Annotated in this window: 17 protein-coding genes and 1 tRNA gene; 4 read left to right on the plus strand and 14 right to left on the minus strand. The window is 69.2% G+C overall.

Going from position 1 to position 16,128, the window contains the following annotated elements:
• Window positions 1-182: 182 nt before the first annotated feature.
• The 6 genes from P3H15_RS04865 to P3H15_RS04890 all read right to left on the minus strand — a co-directional run bounded on the left by P3H15_RS04865 (window position 183) and on the right by P3H15_RS04890 (window position 5,321).
• Entirely contained in the window at window positions 183-1,148 is a 966-nt protein-coding gene (locus P3H15_RS04865) for a sulfite exporter TauE/SafE family protein (protein ID WP_276136204.1), read from the minus strand.
• A 262-nt stretch (window positions 1,149-1,410) separates the two neighbouring features.
• Window positions 1,411-2,655 (minus strand): trans-acting enoyl reductase family protein, encoded by a 1,245-nt coding sequence (locus tag P3H15_RS04870; RefSeq protein WP_276136205.1) that lies wholly within the window; start codon window positions 2,653-2,655, stop codon window positions 1,411-1,413.
• 35 nt (window positions 2,656-2,690) lie between these two features.
• Window positions 2,691-3,101 (minus strand): DUF2784 domain-containing protein, encoded by a 411-nt coding sequence (locus P3H15_RS04875; protein WP_072941814.1) that lies wholly within the window; start codon window positions 3,099-3,101, stop codon window positions 2,691-2,693.
• Window positions 3,102-3,188: 87 nt separating this feature from the next.
• A complete protein-coding gene (locus tag P3H15_RS04880; protein WP_276136206.1) occupies window positions 3,189-3,605 on the minus strand; it encodes a universal stress protein in 417 nt (138 codons plus the stop codon).
• A 106-nt stretch (window positions 3,606-3,711) separates the two neighbouring features.
• Window positions 3,712-5,163, minus strand: a complete 1,452-nt coding sequence (locus P3H15_RS04885) for an SDR family oxidoreductase (protein WP_276136207.1) — start codon at window positions 5,161-5,163, stop codon at window positions 3,712-3,714.
• Between the two features lie 72 nt (window positions 5,164-5,235).
• A tRNA-Leu gene (locus P3H15_RS04890) sits at window positions 5,236-5,321 on the minus strand.
• A gap of 111 nt (window positions 5,322-5,432) precedes the next feature.
• Between P3H15_RS04890 and P3H15_RS04895 the strand changes: the two genes are divergently transcribed.
• A complete protein-coding gene (locus tag P3H15_RS04895) occupies window positions 5,433-6,785 on the plus strand; it encodes a M20/M25/M40 family metallo-hydrolase (protein WP_276136208.1) in 1,353 nt (450 codons plus the stop codon).
• Between the two features lie 33 nt (window positions 6,786-6,818).
• Entirely contained in the window at window positions 6,819-7,349 is a 531-nt protein-coding gene (locus tag P3H15_RS04900) for a YbhB/YbcL family Raf kinase inhibitor-like protein (protein ID WP_276136209.1), read from the plus strand.
• Window positions 7,350-7,426: 77 nt separating this feature from the next.
• Here P3H15_RS04900 and P3H15_RS04905 read toward each other — a convergent pair whose 3' ends face one another.
• The 3 genes from P3H15_RS04905 to P3H15_RS04915 are packed head-to-tail and all read right to left on the minus strand — an operon-like array spanning window position 7,427 to window position 9,758.
• Window positions 7,427-8,497 (minus strand): quinone-dependent dihydroorotate dehydrogenase, encoded by a 1,071-nt coding sequence (locus P3H15_RS04905; protein WP_276136210.1) that lies wholly within the window; start codon window positions 8,495-8,497, stop codon window positions 7,427-7,429.
• 10 nt (window positions 8,498-8,507) lie between these two features.
• Window positions 8,508-8,747: a DUF5703 family protein gene (locus P3H15_RS04910; RefSeq protein WP_072941800.1), complete on the minus strand. Its 240-nt coding sequence runs from the start codon at window positions 8,745-8,747 to the stop codon at window positions 8,508-8,510.
• Window positions 8,748-9,758 carry a hypothetical protein gene (locus tag P3H15_RS04915; RefSeq protein WP_276136211.1) on the minus strand — a complete coding sequence of 337 codons (1,011 nt, stop codon included), beginning with the start codon at window positions 9,756-9,758 and terminating at the stop codon, window positions 8,748-8,750.
• A 184-nt stretch (window positions 9,759-9,942) separates the two neighbouring features.
• On the opposite strand from P3H15_RS04915, the gene P3H15_RS04920 reads away from it, so the two are divergent.
• On the plus strand, window positions 9,943-10,320 hold the full coding sequence (locus P3H15_RS04920; RefSeq protein WP_276136212.1) for a hypothetical protein: 378 nt from the start codon (window positions 9,943-9,945) through the stop codon (window positions 10,318-10,320).
• A 10-nt stretch (window positions 10,321-10,330) separates the two neighbouring features.
• Here P3H15_RS04920 and P3H15_RS04925 read toward each other — a convergent pair whose 3' ends face one another.
• From P3H15_RS04925 to P3H15_RS04945, 5 genes are all read right to left on the minus strand, one after another.
• Window positions 10,331-11,200, minus strand: a complete 870-nt coding sequence (locus P3H15_RS04925; protein ID WP_276136213.1) for a heme ABC transporter ATP-binding protein — start codon at window positions 11,198-11,200, stop codon at window positions 10,331-10,333.
• Entirely contained in the window at window positions 11,197-12,270 is a 1,074-nt protein-coding gene (locus P3H15_RS04930; RefSeq protein WP_276136214.1) for an iron ABC transporter permease, read from the minus strand. The genes P3H15_RS04925 and P3H15_RS04930 overlap by 4 nt, the downstream gene beginning before the upstream one ends.
• The gene (locus tag P3H15_RS04935) at window positions 12,267-13,307 is read right to left on the minus strand and encodes a hemin ABC transporter substrate-binding protein (RefSeq protein WP_276136215.1); all 1,041 of its coding nucleotides are present in this window, start codon (window positions 13,305-13,307) and stop codon (window positions 12,267-12,269) included. Before P3H15_RS04935 ends, P3H15_RS04930 begins: the two co-directional genes overlap by 4 nt.
• Entirely contained in the window at window positions 13,304-13,990 is a 687-nt protein-coding gene (locus P3H15_RS04940; RefSeq protein WP_276136216.1) for a heme oxygenase (biliverdin-producing), read from the minus strand. The genes P3H15_RS04935 and P3H15_RS04940 overlap by 4 nt, the downstream gene beginning before the upstream one ends.
• A gap of 97 nt (window positions 13,991-14,087) precedes the next feature.
• Entirely contained in the window at window positions 14,088-15,017 is a 930-nt protein-coding gene (locus P3H15_RS04945; RefSeq protein WP_276136217.1) for an aldo/keto reductase, read from the minus strand.
• Window positions 15,018-15,252: 235 nt separating this feature from the next.
• On the opposite strand from P3H15_RS04945, the gene P3H15_RS04950 reads away from it, so the two are divergent.
• Window positions 15,253-16,098, plus strand: coding sequence for an undecaprenyl-diphosphate phosphatase (locus tag P3H15_RS04950; RefSeq protein WP_276136218.1), 846 nt, complete (start codon window positions 15,253-15,255; stop codon window positions 16,096-16,098).
• Window positions 16,099-16,128 lie beyond the last annotated feature (30 nt).

A 16,128-nucleotide genomic window follows, 5' to 3' on the forward strand; every position in this document is an offset into this window, starting at 1 on the left:
AGAGCACCTTCGCGACCTGCAGACCGCCGACCTCAACACGCTCAGTCATGAAATGCCTCACTGTTCCGCTATCGGAGCACCGGACGGGTGCCATGAACCGCGACCAATGTTACCCGCTGGTAAGGATGCGGTGTGGCAGATGTCCGGCGGCTTCTCGATCCGGGCGGAGGTGTGAGGTGGGGTCAGGCCTTGTCTCCGGTGGACGGCTCCAGGGACTGCGCTTCCGGCTCGCCGAGTGTGTCGATCTCGGTGTCGATCCGGTGCAGATCGCCCGCGGCCTCCGCGGCGCTGAGACGCGAGCGGCGCCAGGCGACCACGAGCAGTCCGGCCCACACCGCCACGAGGGCGATGTAGCCGAGGGCGGCGGGGACGCCGGTCACCTCGAACGTCTTGAACAGCTTCTGCGCGTTGGTGATGATGATGATGCCGCCGACACCGGTGCCCAGCAGGGTCGCAGGCACCCGGCTGACGAGCCACGCGGCGACCGGTGCGGCGATGATTCCGCCGAGCGCCAGACCCGCGATGATGGGGATGTTGTCGAAGAAGTCGCTGCCGAGCCCGAAGATGAATCCGATGCTGGCCGCGGCGGACACCAGGAACTCCGACGCGCTGACCGAGCCGATGACCGTGCGCGGCGCGGTCTTGCCTCGCGAGAGCAGCGTGCTGGTGGTGATCGGCCCCCAGCCGCCGCCACCGCTCGCGTCGATGAATCCACCGAACAGTCCGAGCGGTGAGAGGAACTTCGCCGTGTGCGGCGACGTCCGGGCGTCGTTGACGGCGGGAGGGCGGATCGAGAAGCGGAGGAGGACGTACACGCCGATCGCGAGCAGGATCGTGGACGTCACGGGGACGGCGGCGGCCGTCGACAACTGCGACAGCACCGTCGCGCCGAGGAACGCGCCGATGGCGCCGGGGACGCCCAGGCGGAGCACGAGAGGCCAGTCGATGTTGCGGAACCGCCAGTGCGACGCCCCGGAGGCGAGTGTGGTGCCGACCTCGGCGAAGTGCACCGCTGCGCTGGCGTGGGCGGGCCCGACGCCGCTGAACACGAGCAGGGTGGTCGCAGTCACGCCGAACGCCATGCCGAGGGCGCCGTCGACCAGCTGGGCACCCACGCCGACCAGCGTGAAAATCAAGAGCTTGAACATCGAGACTCCGACCGAGAGAGCGAACCGTCAGGGCAGCAAAGACCAGCGAGCAGGCTGGTCAGCAACATCCCTGGTCGAAGGCGTGGCCTCGGCGGGAGGGCCAGAAGGGCATGAGAGCGAGCGAGGCCGCGGGGCCTGCCTGCGCGCTCGTGCCGTTCACTCGAACTCCCGTATCTCTCGTCGTGTGCACGGCCGTCCGCGCACAAGGATCGACATTAGCGGGAGGAGTGGGCGCCTGTCATCTTCACACGCGCCCACCCGTTCACAGCTTTCGCGCGGAGATCTCCATGCCCGCGTCGCGCAGCCGTGCGACCAGCACGTCGCCGAGTGCCGTCGCCGGAGTGAGGACACCTGCCGCGGCCGGGAGCGCGTCGCCGCCGAGGGCGAGACTCAACGCGGATTCGCCGAGCATCACCGCGGTGGCACGGTAGCCGGGGTCGCCCTTCGCCTTCACTCGTGACGTGTAGTGCGCGCCCGTGGTGGTGGTCGTGTACAGGTCGACGGTGAAGTGGCCGTTGCGTTGCGCCTCCTCGCTGGGACCGTCGCCCGGTGAGGGCAGAACGCGGTCGAGGACGTACCGGGTGGGAGGGAGGGCCATGCAGGCGATCAACGCGCCGAGGCCGACCGTCACCGCACCCGCGATCACCGGCGTGATCGGGGAACTGCCGACACTCATGACCTCGCGGTACTTGAATTCCCGGCCGTACGCCCAATCGCGGAGCGCGTTGCTGCGCCGCACGACCCGCGTGTTGTAGGGGCCCATGAAGAACGGCGCCTTCCAGCCCTTGACCCCGGGCGCGATGGTCGTGCCGTCGACCACACCCATGTCGGACTGCTTGCCGAGATCCGGCTCCTTCGACCGGTCGGGGCTCAGCGAGTACGGCGAGGCCGCGAGACGGCGCGACGCCGCGTCCTTCTTGGACACGTCCACCTGGGTGCGGAGCGAATCGATCGTGCCGCCGCTGACGCCGCCGCGCAGCGACGTGACCACCAGGGTGGTGTCGGTGAGTTCACCCGCGCCGTCCTCGCGGACCTTCGCGTGGAGGACGTGCACCCCGAGGTCGGACGGAATGGAGTCGAAACCGCAGGAATGGACGATCCGGGCGCCGGTCTCGCGGGCCCGTTCGTGGTTGGCGTCGATGCTCTCGCGGGCGAACAGCACCTCTCCGGTGAGGTCGACGTAGTCGGTGCCCGCCCCGGCGCAGGCCGCCGCGAGTGCGTGTCCGTATTTGGCGTAGGGGCCGACCGTCGTCGCGACCACGCGGGTGCGTCCCGCCAGGGCGGCGAGCGACGCGGCATCGTCGGAATTCGCGACGATGAGGGGCCAGTCCGCCGCGCGCGGACCGAGCGCGGACCGCACCGCTTCCAGTTTGGCGGCCGTCCGCCCCGCGAGCGCGATCCGGACACCGTCCGGGGCGTGCTGTGCGAGATAGTCGGCGAGGAGTTTGCCGACGAAGCCGGTGGCCCCGTACACGACGAGATCCAATTCACGTGTGCTGTCTGTCATGACACGACCCTACTCGTCGGTAGGGAAGGGTGAGGTCAGAGTCCGGCACCGCCGGGGCGGGTCGGTGTGAGGGGTGCGCGGGTGCGGACCCGGAGGACGACATAACCGGCCCACGACGTGACGACGCCCAGCGCCACGAGGGTTTGGATCGCACCCGCGGCGGATTCCGGGTAGACGACGCCGGTGAGGTAGTGGGCGATGAACCCGGACGAGGGGAGCGGGTCCTGCCCGGCGCGGACCCGGGCCCAGCTCTCCAGATGCGTCAGCGGGCAGTCGATGCCGACGATCAGGCCGGTGAACCCCCAGGCAACCGCCGCCAGGTGGAGGGCGATGGTCCGCGGCCACCGCCAGGCGAGAAAACCACCGCACACGACGTAGAGGATGAAGATCAGGTGTGCGACGACCGTCGCGTCGGCGACGACTTCGTAGAAGACCACGCTCCCCATCGATGCACCCCTGACCTCCGAAGTGTCCCCCTACGCCATCGTAGGCGCGGGCCGCCGGGTCCACGGGGGAACGGGCTCGGACCGAAATCAGGCGGGGCCGCGCGCCTCTTCCTTGACCACCAGGATCGGAATATCGACCTCGAGCAGGAGGCGTTGCAGCCATCGTTCCAGGAGGAACTTGCCGACCGGGGACATGCGCCGGGTGCCCACGACGAGCAGGTCCGCGCCGCTGCTGTCGACCAGCGTGCGCAGTGCGCTCACCTGATCGCCGTCGTGGTCGCTGGTGCGCAGTTCCCACGACGACTCGCCGACCCCGCCGCTCTCGAGCGTCGCCTGGATCTCGGCGCGCAGAGCGGACCGGTCGGACTCCGCATCCTGTCCGGGGTCGTCGTCGAGGACGTGGAGGACGAGTAGCTGTTCCCGTCGTTGCACAGCCTCGCGGGCGGCGTGGACGATGGCCGCACGGCCTTCCGGGCTGTCTCGGTGGACAACGGCTATCGCCATGAAGCGCCTCCATATTCAGGGATCGGTACCACGTCCATTATCCCCACGCCGGACAGTGCTCCGGCTGTGTCGATGCTCTCGAAACGGGGGTTTGTGTGGTGCTCGATCACCAGGGTGAGGGCTCGTAGTCCTTCAGGAAGCAGCCGTGCAGATCGACACCCTGCTCGCCCTGGACGATGGGGTCGTAGACGCGGGCGGCGCCGTCGACGAGGTCGAGGGGGGCATGGAAACCCTCGTCTGCCAGGCGCATCTTGGTGTAGTGCGGCCGCTCGTCGGTGATCCATCCGGTGTCCACCGCGGTCATGAGGATGCCGTCATCGAGCATCTCCTTCGCGCTGGTGCGGGTGAGCATGTTCAGCGCGGCCTTCGCCATGTTGGTGTGCGGATGCCCGGGACCCTTGTATGCGCGGCTGAACTGGCCTTCCATCGCGGAGACGTTCACCACGTACTTGCGGCGCGCACCTGCCGCCGCCATCGCCGGCCGCAGCCGGGACACGAGGATGAACGGGGCGACCGAGTTGCACAACTGCACCTCGAGCAGCTCGATCGGGTCGACTTCCTCGACCGTCTGGACCCAGCTGTTCGTGTGCGCCAGATCGGGCAGCAGACCGCCGGCGTCGATCGCCAGACCCTGATCGATCCGATCGGGAGACGCCGACTTCGCGACCAGCGCGAGCGAACTCACCGCGTCGGGGGACAGCGCGGCGCCCGCCATCACGGACACGTCGGACAGCGACCCGGCGAGCGCCGCCGGGTGGGCGTCGCTCGTCTTGCCGAACGTCAGGACATCGGGAAGGTCGCCGGACGGAAGCGCACCGGATTCGGCGTCCGCCAGCGCGCTGTAGGCGCCGGGCGAGCGTCGCACCGTCTGCGCGGCATTGTTGATCAGGATGTCCAGCGGGCCCTGCGCGGCGACGGAGTCGGCGAGCGCGACGACCTGCGCCGGGTCACGCAGATCGATACCGACCACCCGCAGCCGGTGGATCCACTCGCTGCTGTCTTCCATCGCCTTGAAGCGACGGATGGCGTCGTTCGGGAAACGGGTCGTGATGGTGGTGTGGGCGCCGTCGCGGAGCAACCGCAGCGCGATGTACATGCCGATCTTGGCGCGACCGCCGGTCAGCAGCGCCCGGCGTCCGGTGAGGTCGGCGCGCGCGTCCCTCTTGGCGCGGCTCTTCGTCGCGCACTCGGGGCACAGCTGGTGGTAGAACGCGTCGACCCGGGTGTATCGCTGCTTGCAGATGTAACACGGGCGGGGCCGGATCAGGGTGCCCGCGGACGCGCCGTCGGCGTTCGACGTCAGCGGGATGCCCGCGGTCTCGTCGTCGATCCGGTCGGGGGAGCCCGTTGCGGTGGCGGCGACGACCTTGCGGTCGGCCTCGGAGACGGCATCGCGGGCCGCGATCCGCCTGCGCTTCTTCAACTTCTTGAAAAGGTGACCGACAGCACGCTGGACCGTGACGGAATCGGGATCCGCGTCGTCGAGGTCTGCCGCCAGATCGAGAACTTTCAGGCAGATCTCGAGATCCGCCGGATCGATCGTCGTTGTTTCACCCATCGAACTTCGCCCTCTCACGAAGAAAGCCCCGGTTCAGTGAACCGGGGCTTTCTCGTCTGTCTCAACTCAGAGTGTCCGAGGGGGGACTTGAACCCCCACGTCCGTTAATAGGACACTAGCACCTCAAGCTAGCGCGTCTGCCATTCCGCCACTCGGACTTGCCTGCCCCCATTTCCTGGGTGCTGCAAAAGATTAACCGATGAACCGCCACGGCCCAAATCGCCCCTCTCACCTGAGCGTTTCCGCGTGCCCGGTGGTAGGAAAGTGGAGTGCCAACTACACAGGAAACCCCAGGCCAGGGTCGCGCCGAAGCCGAAGTCGTGGATCTCGTCAGTTCACTGATCCGCTTCGACACGTCCAACACCGGAGAGCTCGCGACGACGAAGGGCGAGCGCGAGTGTGCGGAGTGGGTGGCGTCCCAGCTGCAGGAAGTGGGCTACGAGACCGAATACGTGGAGTCGGGCGCGCCGGGACGCGGCAACGTGTTCGCGCGGCTGAAGGGTTCGGACCCCGACCGCGGCGCGCTGTTGCTGCACGGTCACCTCGACGTCGTACCCGCCGAACCGGCCGATTGGCGCGTCCACCCGTTCTCCGGAGCCGTCGAGGACGGTTACGTGTGGGGTCGCGGGGCCGTCGACATGAAGGACATGGTCGGGATGATCCTGGCGGTCGCCCGCCAGTTCAAGGCGGAGGGCATCGTTCCTCCCCGCGACCTCGTGTTCGCGTTCGTCGCCGACGAGGAGGCCGGTGGCAAGTACGGCTGCCAGTGGCTGGTCGAGAATCGTCCCGATCTGTTCGAGGGGGTCACGGAAGCCGTCGGTGAGGTCGGCGGCTTCTCCCTGACCGTTGCCCGCCCGGACGGCACGGACCGCAGGCTCTATCTCGTCGAGACGGCGGAGAAGGGTCTCGGATGGATGCGGCTGACCGCGAAGGGCCGGGCCGGACACGGTTCGTTCCTGCACGGCGACAACGCCGTCACCATCCTGGCGCAGGCGGTCGCCCGGCTGGGGGCGCACACGTTCCCGCTGGTCATCTCCGATTCGGTGGCCGAATTCCTCGAAGCGGCCGGGGAGGAGACCGGACTCGACTTCGACCCGACGTCGCCCGACCTCGACGGCACCCTCGCGAAACTCGGCAACATCGCCAACATCCTCGGTGCCACGCTCCGCGACACCGCGAACCCGACCATGCTCTCCGCCGGCTACAAGGCCAACGTCATCCCACAGACCGCGGAGGCCGTCGTCGACTGCCGAATCCTGCCCGGCAGGCAGGCCGAGTTCGAGGCGGCGGTCGACGAGCTCATCGGACCGGACGTCCAGCGCGAGTGGATCACGAAGCTCGACTCGTACGAGACCACGTTCGACGGGCACCTGGTCGACGCCATGAACGACGCCATCCTTGCCCACGACCCCGGCGCGCGGACCGTGCCGTACATGTTGTCGGGCGGAACGGACGCCAAGGCGTTCGCGAAGCTCGGCATCCGGTGCTTCGGATTCGCACCGCTGCAGTTGCCCGCCGACCTGGATTTCGGCGCGCTGTTCCACGGCGTCGACGAACGGGTACCCGTGGACGCACTACTGTTCGGTACACGCGTGCTGGAACATTTTCTGCTCCACAGCTGATCGAAAACCGATACGCGACAAGAGAGGAACCGCATGTCACACGATCCGTACGAGGCACTTCCCGACCTGCCGAGTTTCGAGCTGACCTCCACCGACGTCACCGACGGGCAGCCGCTGAACAAGGAACAGGTCAGCGGAATCTTCGGCGCCGGCGGCCACGACACCTCACCGCAGCTGTCGTGGTCGGGGTTCCCCGCCGAGACCAAGAGCTTCGCGGTGACGGTGTACGACCCCGACGCGCCGACGGTGTCCGGGTTCTGGCACTGGGCGGTCGCGAACATCCCGGCCGACACGACCACGCTGGTGAGCGGCGCCGGCGACGACGAGGGAACCGGGCTCCCGGCCGGTGCGATCACGCTGAAGAACGACGCCGGACTGAGTCGTTTCCTCGGCGCCGCCCCGCCGGCAGGTCACGGGCCGCACCGCTACATCATCGTGGTCCACGCGGTCGACGTGGAGACCCTCGAGGGCGTCACGGCCGAGTCGACGCCCGCGTTCCTGGGGTTCAACCTGTTCTCCCACGCGATCGCCCGCGCGAAGATCCAGGGGACGTACGAGCAGTAACTCCGGTAGTTCCGGAACACACGGGTGGCCGGCGAATCCTCGGGATTCGCCGGCCACCGGTCTCGGTGCGGGTTGGGTCAGCGCACGGCGCCGGCGCCGACCGCATCGGCGATCGAGGAGTAGCCGGCCTCGCGCACCTTCCGGGCCAGCCCCTTGTGGATGCGGCGAGCCCAGAACGGGCCGCCGTAGATGAAGCCCGTGTACCCCTGCACGAGGGACGCCCCGGCCAGGATGCGTTCCCACGCCTGGTCGAGCGTCTCGATGCCGCCGACGGAGATCAGCACCAGGCGATCCCCGACCCGCGCGTGCAGGCGGCGCAGGACCTCGAGGGATCGTTCGGCGACCGGAGGGCCGGACAACCCGCCCGCGCCGATCGCCGTCACCTCGTCGTCCGGGGTGTTCAGGCCGTCGCGCCGGATGGTGGTGTTGGTCGCGACGATCCCGGCGAGGCCGAGTTCGATAGCCAGATCGGCGACCGCGTCGACGTCGTCGTCGGACAGGTCCGGGGCGATCTTCACCAGCACCGGCACGGTCACGGTGTCGAGAACCGCACGCAGGAGCGGCCGGAGGGATTCGACGGCCTGCAGGTCGCGCAGTCCCGGGGTGTTCGGTGAGCTGACGTTGACCACCATGAAATCGGCGAGCGGTCCGAGCAGTTGCGCGCTCGCCGTGTAGTCGGCGGGGGCGTCGGCGGCGTCCACGATCTTGGTCTTGCCGATGTTCGCGCCGATCGGGACACCGGCCCGGCGCTGACGCAGATGATTGGCCGCGTTGCCCGCTCCGTGGTTGTTGAACCCCATCCGGTTGATCAGGGCGCGGTCCGCGGGCAGCCGGAACAGACGCGGAGCCGGGTTGCCGGGCTGCGCCTGGGCGGTGACGGTGCCCACTTCGGCGAACCCGAATCCGAGGGGACCCCAGGCGTCGACGCCGGTGGCGTCCTTGTCGAACCCGGCGGCCAGCCCGAGCGGCGCCGGGAAGTCGAGTCCGAACACGGTGTTCCGCAGTATCGGATCGTCCACCACGAGAACCCTGGCGACGAGTTGGCGCAGCGGCGAGAATCGCGTGACCAGGCGCATCGCAGCGAAGGCCAGGTGATGAATCCGCTCCGGAGGAAGGCGGAACATCACCCGTAAGAGCAGGTGGTACAAGGAGGTCTCCCTAGATTGCGGGGTCGGGGACATGGTGAGCGGTCTTCCTTCGCTTGAGCAGAACTCGGCGGCTTCCGTCGGAGTACAGGCGAACCCGCGACAGCTCCCAGCCGCCGAATTCCGCCTGGATGGCCAGGCGCATCGATGCGCTGACTCGGGTGACGTCGGGCGGCAGCCGAAGCGGCACGTACTCGTAGTCCTCGGATTCGATCTCCCACCCGGAGGGGAGTCGACGTGAATGCGATGCCATCTACGAACTCCTCGTCGGGATCTGCTGCAAGCCGTCTCCCGTCGCGGAACCGATCAGGAGGTCACCGTTCACGGTATCCACACTGACAGAGTTCGGCTGCCGGACGGTGGGATACCGGGCCGTTTCCACGCCGACACCGCTGGACAGGTCGAATCCGACCACCTCGTTGGTTCCGGTCAGCGTGACCCACGCCCGGTCGGCGGAGTCGTCGTAGGCGACGGCGTACGGCGCGAGTCCGGCCGGGAACCGCTGACGGAGCATCAGTGTGTCGGTGGTGTAGGCGAGCAGTTCGTCTCCGGTGGTGTCGGTGACGAGGATGCGCCCGTAGTGGTCGGTGGTGAGTTGCGTCGCACCTTCACCGGCGCGCAGCGCGACGCCGAGCGCGGAACCGGGGACGTCGACGGCGGTGACGGACGTCTGACCGCGGTCGAGGGCGGTCAGCGAGTCGCCGACGACGGCCAGCCCGTCGACGGAGGTGAGGCCGTCGATCACCTGTGACTCGTTAGTCTCGATGTTCACGATGTGAATCTCGCCATTGCCCAGGCCCATCGCCAGCCGGCCGTCGGGCAACTGCGCGACCGAGCGGACGTCGCCGTCGGCAGGGACGAACGTCACCTCGTCCGTGCGCAGGTCGAGCCTCCCTACCTGCGTGTTCATCGCGAGAAGGGCCACGCCGCCGGGAGCGAGGGAGACCTGGGCGACGGCCCCGTCGAGCGGAATCGTGCGCGGAGCCGCCGTGAAATCGCCGGCCGGGAACAGCAGGATCTCGTTGCCTTCGCCGCCGAGGACGACGGTCGTGCGGGTCTCGGGGTCGAAGGTGGTCGAATCGATCGGCACGCCAACGGGGTGGACGACACCCGCGGGCGTGGTGCTCTGCACCGGGGACTGCGCCGCAGTCGCGGGCGCGATCGTGATCGCCTGATCCTCGTCGGAGTTCGACGAACAACCCGTGACCAGCAGAAATGCTGCTCCGATACACGAGGCGACGACGCGCGCTCCCGGTCTACCCATGTGCTGCTCCTCGGGGTTCTCTCAACGACCTACACCTGCACAACTGTCCACTAGCATCCCTGATCCGCGAAACGCCCACGAATTCGGTCGGTGCCGAGCGGGTGCCGAGGCGATACCGTGAGAAACATCGACCCCGCGCCCGGTGGTCTCCCGACCGCCGGCCCAGGTCATCGAGGAGCAGACCGTGGAAACACCCGAAACGCCGACGTTCACCGTCGAAGACATCTCGGTCGGACCGCACGCGCACGGCTTCGGCCGGACCGCCGAAGGCAACTCCTACGCATTCCGCGTGCGCAAGAGCACGATGCACGTCGAGGTCTACCGCGCCGACGTGGAAACCGAGGTCCCGGACCCGGACGACATCGTGGCGTCGGCGCGGCGCTCGGTCCGGGAGATCGACCTGACCGACGAGCGCAGCATCGTCGCCGTCGTGCGGGACGCCGTGTCCGATCCCGATTCCCTGGTGGCGGGGCCGCCCGATTCCCTGGTGGCGGGAACGGAGGACGGCATCACCGTGCGTGCGGTCCTCAGCCGCCTGGGGGCGGTCATCGACGGACTGTGACCGTCGCGGTCTAGCGCTGGTCGCGGCGGGGGAGGACGAGGGTCGCGCCGGTCACCGGGTGCGCGATGACCTCGACGGGGTGCCCGTACACCCGGGTCAGCAAGTCCTCGGACAAGACGCCGGCGGGAGGACCGTCGGCCGCGACGCGGCCCTGCTCGAGGACCACGATCCGGTCCGCGTACGCCGCGGCGAGTGCGAGGTCGTGGAGCACGACCACCACCGCGGTGCCCCGTTCCGCGCGGGAGCGGGCGAGACGCATCACCGTCTCCTGGTGGCCGAGGTCGAGGGCGGCGGTGGGCTCGTCCAGCAGGATCGTCTCGGTCCGCTGCGCCAGCACCCGGGCCAGCGCCACGCGGGCGCGTTCGCCACCCGACAGCGCGGTGAACGGCCGGTCGGCGAACGCCACCACGTCACAGATCTGCATGGCCTCGGCGATCGCGGCGGCGTCGTCGTCGGCGCGGGGTGTGCGCGCCCACGGGGACCGGCCCATCGTGATCACCTGACGTGCGGTGAACGAGAATCCGACCGTGTTCTGCTGGGGGAGGACCGCCCGTCGCTGGGCCATCTCGAGCGCCGTCCACTCGCCGAGGTCCCGGCCGTCGAGGTGCACGCTGCCCGCGTGCACGTCCTGATCACCCGACAGCGCCGCCAGGAGCGTCGACTTGCCCGCGCCGTTGGGGCCGACGAGAACGAGGACCTCCCCGATCCGCACATCCACGGACACGTCGTCGAGAACGGGTCTGCCGCCGCGGGTGACGGCGATGCCGTCCGCGCGCAGCGTCACGGCCCCCGTGGGTCGTGGCGGGGGCACCGGATCGGTCCGCCGGAACAGGTTCTGCTCGAGGGCCTCGCCGACGCGGGTGCGGAACGACGGACTCATGCCCACCCGCCCTGACTGGCCCGGGTGCGGCGCAGCAACCAGAAGAAGAAGGGCCCGCCGACGAGGGCCGTGAGCATGCCGAGGGGGAGGTCCGCGTTGGCCACGAGCGACCGGGCACCCAGGTCGGCGAGCAGCAGCACGAGGGAACCGCACAGCGCGCTCGCCGGAATCAGGGCTCGGTGGCCCGGACCGACGGCGATCCGCATCAGGTGCGGGACCACCAGCCCGACGAACAGGATGATGCCGGTGAACGCCACGCTGGACGAGACGAGCAGGGCGACGATCAGCACCGCGATCTGACGCAGTCGTTCGACGTCGAGGCCGAGGTGACGGGCCGCGTTCTCGCCGAGCGAGAGCAGGTCGAGTTTCCCGGCGATCGTCATCGTGGCGGCGATCCCGGCGAGCGTCATCGGCGCCACGACCGCGACCGCACTCCAGGTGGCCCCGTTGAGGCTGCCCAGTTGCCAGAAGACGATCTGATCGCGCGCCGCAGGGGACGCGACGAACGTGAAGAAGGCGATGAGACCGCCGGCGAACGCGTTGACCGCGACACCGGTCAGGACGAGTGTGACGACCTCGGTGCGGCCCTCGTGCCGGGCGAGGAGATACACGGCGACGGTCGTGACCAGTCCGGAGACGAATGCGGCCGCGGCCACCGTCCACCCGGCCGCGAACGCGCCGCCGACGACGATCGCGGCGCTGGCACCGACCGCCGCGCCCGCGGACACCCCGATCACGCCGGGTTCGGCGAGCGGGTTGGCGAACACACCCTGCAGCAACGCTCCCGCGCATCCCAGTGCCGCCCCCACCAGGATCGCGAGGATCACGCGGGGGAACCGGACCTCCCACAGCGTCACCTCACCGCTGGGGTGAGCGGGCATCGGCCCGAGATCCAGTCCGATGCGGTGGAGGATGCTTCCGACGACCTCTCCGGGGCCGGTCGGCACCTGACCGATGCAGGCCGAGAACACGGCGGCGACGGCGAGGGCGATCAGCAGACCGCCGAGGACGGCACCGGTCCGGGTGCGTGACGAGGGCTTACCAGGAGCGTCGAGGTCTTCGACCGTCATGGAGTGGCGGCCGGGTAGACGGCGTCGGCCAGGGCGCCCAGGACGCGACCGGTGTTGGGGCCGAAGCTCAGCAGCACCCCGTCTTGCATGTCCACGACCCGCTGGTTCCTGCCCGCCGGTGTCTGGGCCACCCCGGGGACCTTCTCCAGGCCCTCGATCCCGCCGATCGATTCGAGTCCACCGGTCATCATGAGAAGCACGTCGGGGGCGGCGGCGATCAGTGCCTCGCTGGTGATCGGGGCGAACTGCTGGGTGATCCCCGACGCGGTACCGGCGTCGACGGCGCCGAGCGCGTCGATCAGGGAGTCGGCCCCCGATCCCAGGCCGCCGATCATGGTGATCGCGGTGCCGCGCAGATAGAGGAACGCGATCTTCAGCGGATTCTCGCCCTGGGGCGCGCGACTGCGGGCCGCCGCGATCTCGCTCTCCGTGCGGGCCGCGAGTTCCCGGCCCTGCTCCGGCACCCCGAGCGCATCCGCAACCGCGGTGATCTGGCCGGGCACGCCGTCGAGGGTGCGCGTCGGATCGAAATAGACGACCGGCACCCCGGCGGCCCGCAGCTGGTCCTGCACCGCCTGGGGTCCGATGCTGGTGTCGGTGAGGATCACCGTCGGCGCCAGGTCGAGGATGGCCTCGGCATTGAGGGACTGCCCGCCCGGTGTGACCACCGGGACGTCCTGCGCGGCCGGGAACTCGGACGCGATGTCCCGGCCGACCACGTTGTCGCCGAGTCCGAGCGCGAACACCGTCTCGGTGAGCGTTCCGTAGCGGTCCGCGGTCACGATCCGGCTCGCGTCCGTGATCGTCACGTCCACCCCGTCGAAACTGCGGACCGTGACGGGCAGCGCCGGCGTCGCCGGGGAGGCGAGGGGCTCCGGATTCAGGTCGTCGAGGACCGCCGTGCGGGCGCCACCGGTGCCACCCGCGCTGTCGCCGGTACGGGAACTGCACGCGGACACGGCCACCGCGGCCACCAGGAGCAGGACGAGGACGGCGAACAGCGATCTGTCCGCGTGGGTCCGGGACACCGACCTCATCGTGCGCGGTACCGGTCGATGCCGGCTTCGAGGTCGGCGAACAGGGCGCCGTTGAGGCGGTAGGCGAGGTTGACCTCGTCGATCACCCGCTGCTGGTCCTCCGGAGACAGCGGCGCCGCGTCGAGTGTTGCGCGGTAGGTGTCCTTGAATACCTTCGGTTTCGGGATCTCGTCGAAGATGTAGAACTGCAGGCCCTCGGTGCTGTACCCGTAGGCGCGTTCGAGCATGCGCCGGATGATCTGCCCGCCCGACAGGTCGCCCATGTACCGGATGTAGTGGTGCGCAACGAAACCGGCGGGCCACTCGTACGCCACCTCACGGAGCCGTTCCACATACCGGGTGGTGGCGGGCAGCGCGGAGACGGTGTCCCGCCACGACGGCCCGCGCAGGAACTCGAGATCCGCTTCCAGCGACGGAACCCGCAACAGCGCGTCGTGGAGGAACGGCGACACGACGGGGCTGCCGGCGTGGGCGCGCCCGGCCTCCTCCAGTTCGCGGTAGACGAGGTACGTCTGCGCGAGCAGTTCGGCATAGCCGTCCGGGGTGAGTTCACCGGCGAGCAGGGCCCCGACGAAGCGGGACTGCTCGGTCTCCCGGTGAGCGGCGTCCGTGCCCGCCTTGATGCGCTCGGCGAAGCCGACGGTTCCGCGGTCGGCCGCGTCGGCCTCGTTCAGCGTGGTCATGGACTCTCCTGCGGATCTACGGACGTCGGCCGGTGAGCACCAGGTTAGCCTGCCCTGCACGTGAACTGCAGGTGCACGTCCGCCTGCCCCGCCCGCACTACGCGCTGACGTCGTCGAGCGCGGCCGCGATCGCTGCGGGCAATTCCAGCTCCTCGGCGACGAGCACTCCGGTCAGCTGGGCGATGTCCCTGGCCCCGACGACCGCGCTCGCGACCCCGGGACGGTCGCGTGCCCAGGCGAGTGCGACTGCGAGCGGGGACGTGCCGAGACCGTCGGCGGCGGTCACGACCGCGTCGACCACCCGCACGGAGGAGTCGGTGAGGTAACTCTGGACGTCCTGCGCGTGCGCTTCGTCGGCGCCGCGGGAATCGACGGGGATGCCGTTTCTGTATTTGCCGGTGAGCACCCCGCGGGCCAGCGGCACGGCCGCGAACACCCCGACGCCGTGATGGGCGGCGGCCGGAACGAGCTCTTCCTCGACGCCGCGCGCGAGGAGCGAGTACTCCACCTGGGTGGCCACGAGCGTGGTGCCCCGGGACGCGCCTGCCGCGGTCGCCAGCTGCCAGCCCAGGTAGCCCCGCGCCCCGACGTACCGGACCCGGCCGCTGGACACCGCGAAATCGAGTGTGGCGGCGACCTCGTCGACCGGCGTGAACGGATCCCACGTGGCGACCTGCCACATGTCCAGGTAGTCGGTGCCGAGCTCGCGGAGGGTCACGTCGAGCTGGGCGACGAGTCCCCGTCGCGAGCAGTCGATTCGCGACGGCCCCGCCGGGTTGATGCCCGAACTCGAGCTCAGGACGAGTTCCGTGCGCGGCACCACGTCGTCGAGCAGCTCCGCCAGGATCCGCTGCGCCGCACCGTCGCCGTACGCGGGGGAGGTGTCGACGAGGGTACCGCCCGCATCGACGAACGCCGCGATCTGCGCGGCGGCCTCGTCGCCGTCGGTGTCCCGACCCCAGGTGAGCGTGCCCAGGCCGAGACGTGACACTCGCAACCCGCTTGCTCCGACCGATCTCTGTTCCATAACCGCCTGCGTCTCGTACCGTAGCTGCAACCGGGGCCTCGACCCCGAAGATGCTGGTGCCCCCCGGAACCGGCCACCACAGGAGCAGAGTAGTGGGGTATCGCGTGGCAGGGGTCCTGCCACGCCGGATTCTGCCGGAGGTCACCCACACCGGTACCGTGGCGCCGGTGAATTACGAACGCGACATGGGAAATTGGCGTCAGAGCGGCACATTCGGCCTCGGGACCGGTGAGTGATGGGCGAGGCGATGACCTGGCTCCAGGCGATTGTCCTCGGTGCCGTGCAGGGATTGACCGAGTTCCTGCCCATCTCCTCGTCGGGCCATCTCCGGATCGTGTCGGAGATCTTCTTCGGTGACGACGCCGGTGCCTCGTTCACCGCCGTCACCCAGCTCGGCACCGAGGCCGCGGTGCTCATCTACTTCGCCCGCGACATCGGACGGATCATCGCCGGCTGGTTCCGGGGACTGTTCCACGCCGAGCATCGCAGTGACCTCGATTACCGGATGGGCTGGTATGTGATCATCGGCACGATTCCGGTGGGTGTGCTCGGGTTCCTGTTCAAGGACCAGATCCGCACCGGAGCCCGCAACCTGTGGCTGATCGCCACCATGCTGATCGTGTTCGCATTCGTCATCGCGGCGGCCGAGTACTACGGGCGGAAGGTGCGTCCCGTCGAGGACCTGCGCGCCAAGGACGGCATCATCATGGGCTCGGCCCAGGCGCTCGCCCTGATCCCGGGAGTCTCGCGGTCGGGCGGCACGATCAGCGCCGGCCTCTTCCTCGGACTCACCCGCGAAGCCGCGGCCCGCTATTCGTTCCTCCTCGCCATCCCCGCGGTCGTCGCATCCGGGCTGTTCAGCCTGCCCGACGCATTCGAACCGGCCGGTGAGGGTCTCAACGCGAGCGGTCCGCAACTCTTCGTCGCGACCGCGATCGCCTTCGCGATCGGCTACGCGTCGATCGCGTGGCTGCTGCGTTTCGTCGTCGACCACTCCATGTACTGGTTCGTCGGCTATCGCATCATCCTCGGCGTCATCGTCCTGTCGCTTCTCGCGACCGGCGTCGTGTCGGCCACCTGAGATCGGGCGGTCGGGGAGTGCACGACACTA

It is taken from the genome of Rhodococcus sp. T2V (assembly GCF_029269925.1).
GTDB classification, from domain to species: domain Bacteria; phylum Actinomycetota; class Actinomycetes; order Mycobacteriales; family Mycobacteriaceae; genus Rhodococcus_F; species Rhodococcus_F koreensis.

Bases quoted from the DNA above. Each gene is read 5' to 3' on its own strand.
- P3H15_RS04925 (WP_276136213.1), bottom strand. From the start codon at position 11,200: ATGAGTCCGTCGTTCCGCACCCGCGTCGGCGAGGCCCTCGAGCAGAAC.
- P3H15_RS04865 (WP_276136204.1), bottom strand. From the start codon at position 1,148: ATGTTCAAGCTCTTGATTTTCACGCTGGTCGGCGTGGGTGCCCAGCTG.
- P3H15_RS04885 (WP_276136207.1), bottom strand. From the start codon at position 5,163: ATGGGTGAAACAACGACGATCGATCCGGCGGATCTCGAGATCTGCCTG.
- P3H15_RS04880 (WP_276136206.1), bottom strand. From the start codon at position 3,605: ATGGCGATAGCCGTTGTCCACCGAGACAGCCCGGAAGGCCGTGCGGCC.
- P3H15_RS04940 (WP_276136216.1), bottom strand. From the start codon at position 13,990: ATGACCACGCTGAACGAGGCCGACGCGGCCGACCGCGGAACCGTCGGC.
- P3H15_RS04915 (WP_276136211.1), bottom strand. From the start codon at position 9,758: ATGGGTAGACCGGGAGCGCGCGTCGTCGCCTCGTGTATCGGAGCAGCA.
- P3H15_RS04945 (WP_276136217.1), bottom strand. From the start codon at position 15,017: ATGGAACAGAGATCGGTCGGAGCAAGCGGGTTGCGAGTGTCACGTCTC.
- P3H15_RS04875 (WP_072941814.1), bottom strand. From the start codon at position 3,101: ATGGGGAGCGTGGTCTTCTACGAAGTCGTCGCCGACGCGACGGTCGTC.
- P3H15_RS04950 (WP_276136218.1), top strand. From the start codon at position 15,253: ATGGGCGAGGCGATGACCTGGCTCCAGGCGATTGTCCTCGGTGCCGTG.
- P3H15_RS04910 (WP_072941800.1), bottom strand. From the start codon at position 8,747: ATGGCATCGCATTCACGTCGACTCCCCTCCGGGTGGGAGATCGAATCC.
- P3H15_RS04930 (WP_276136214.1), bottom strand. From the start codon at position 12,270: ATGACGGTCGAAGACCTCGACGCTCCTGGTAAGCCCTCGTCACGCACC.
- P3H15_RS04870 (WP_276136205.1), bottom strand. From the start codon at position 2,655: ATGACAGACAGCACACGTGAATTGGATCTCGTCGTGTACGGGGCCACC.
- P3H15_RS04935 (WP_276136215.1), bottom strand. From the start codon at position 13,307: ATGAGGTCGGTGTCCCGGACCCACGCGGACAGATCGCTGTTCGCCGTC.
- P3H15_RS04900 (WP_276136209.1), top strand. From the start codon at position 6,819: ATGTCACACGATCCGTACGAGGCACTTCCCGACCTGCCGAGTTTCGAG.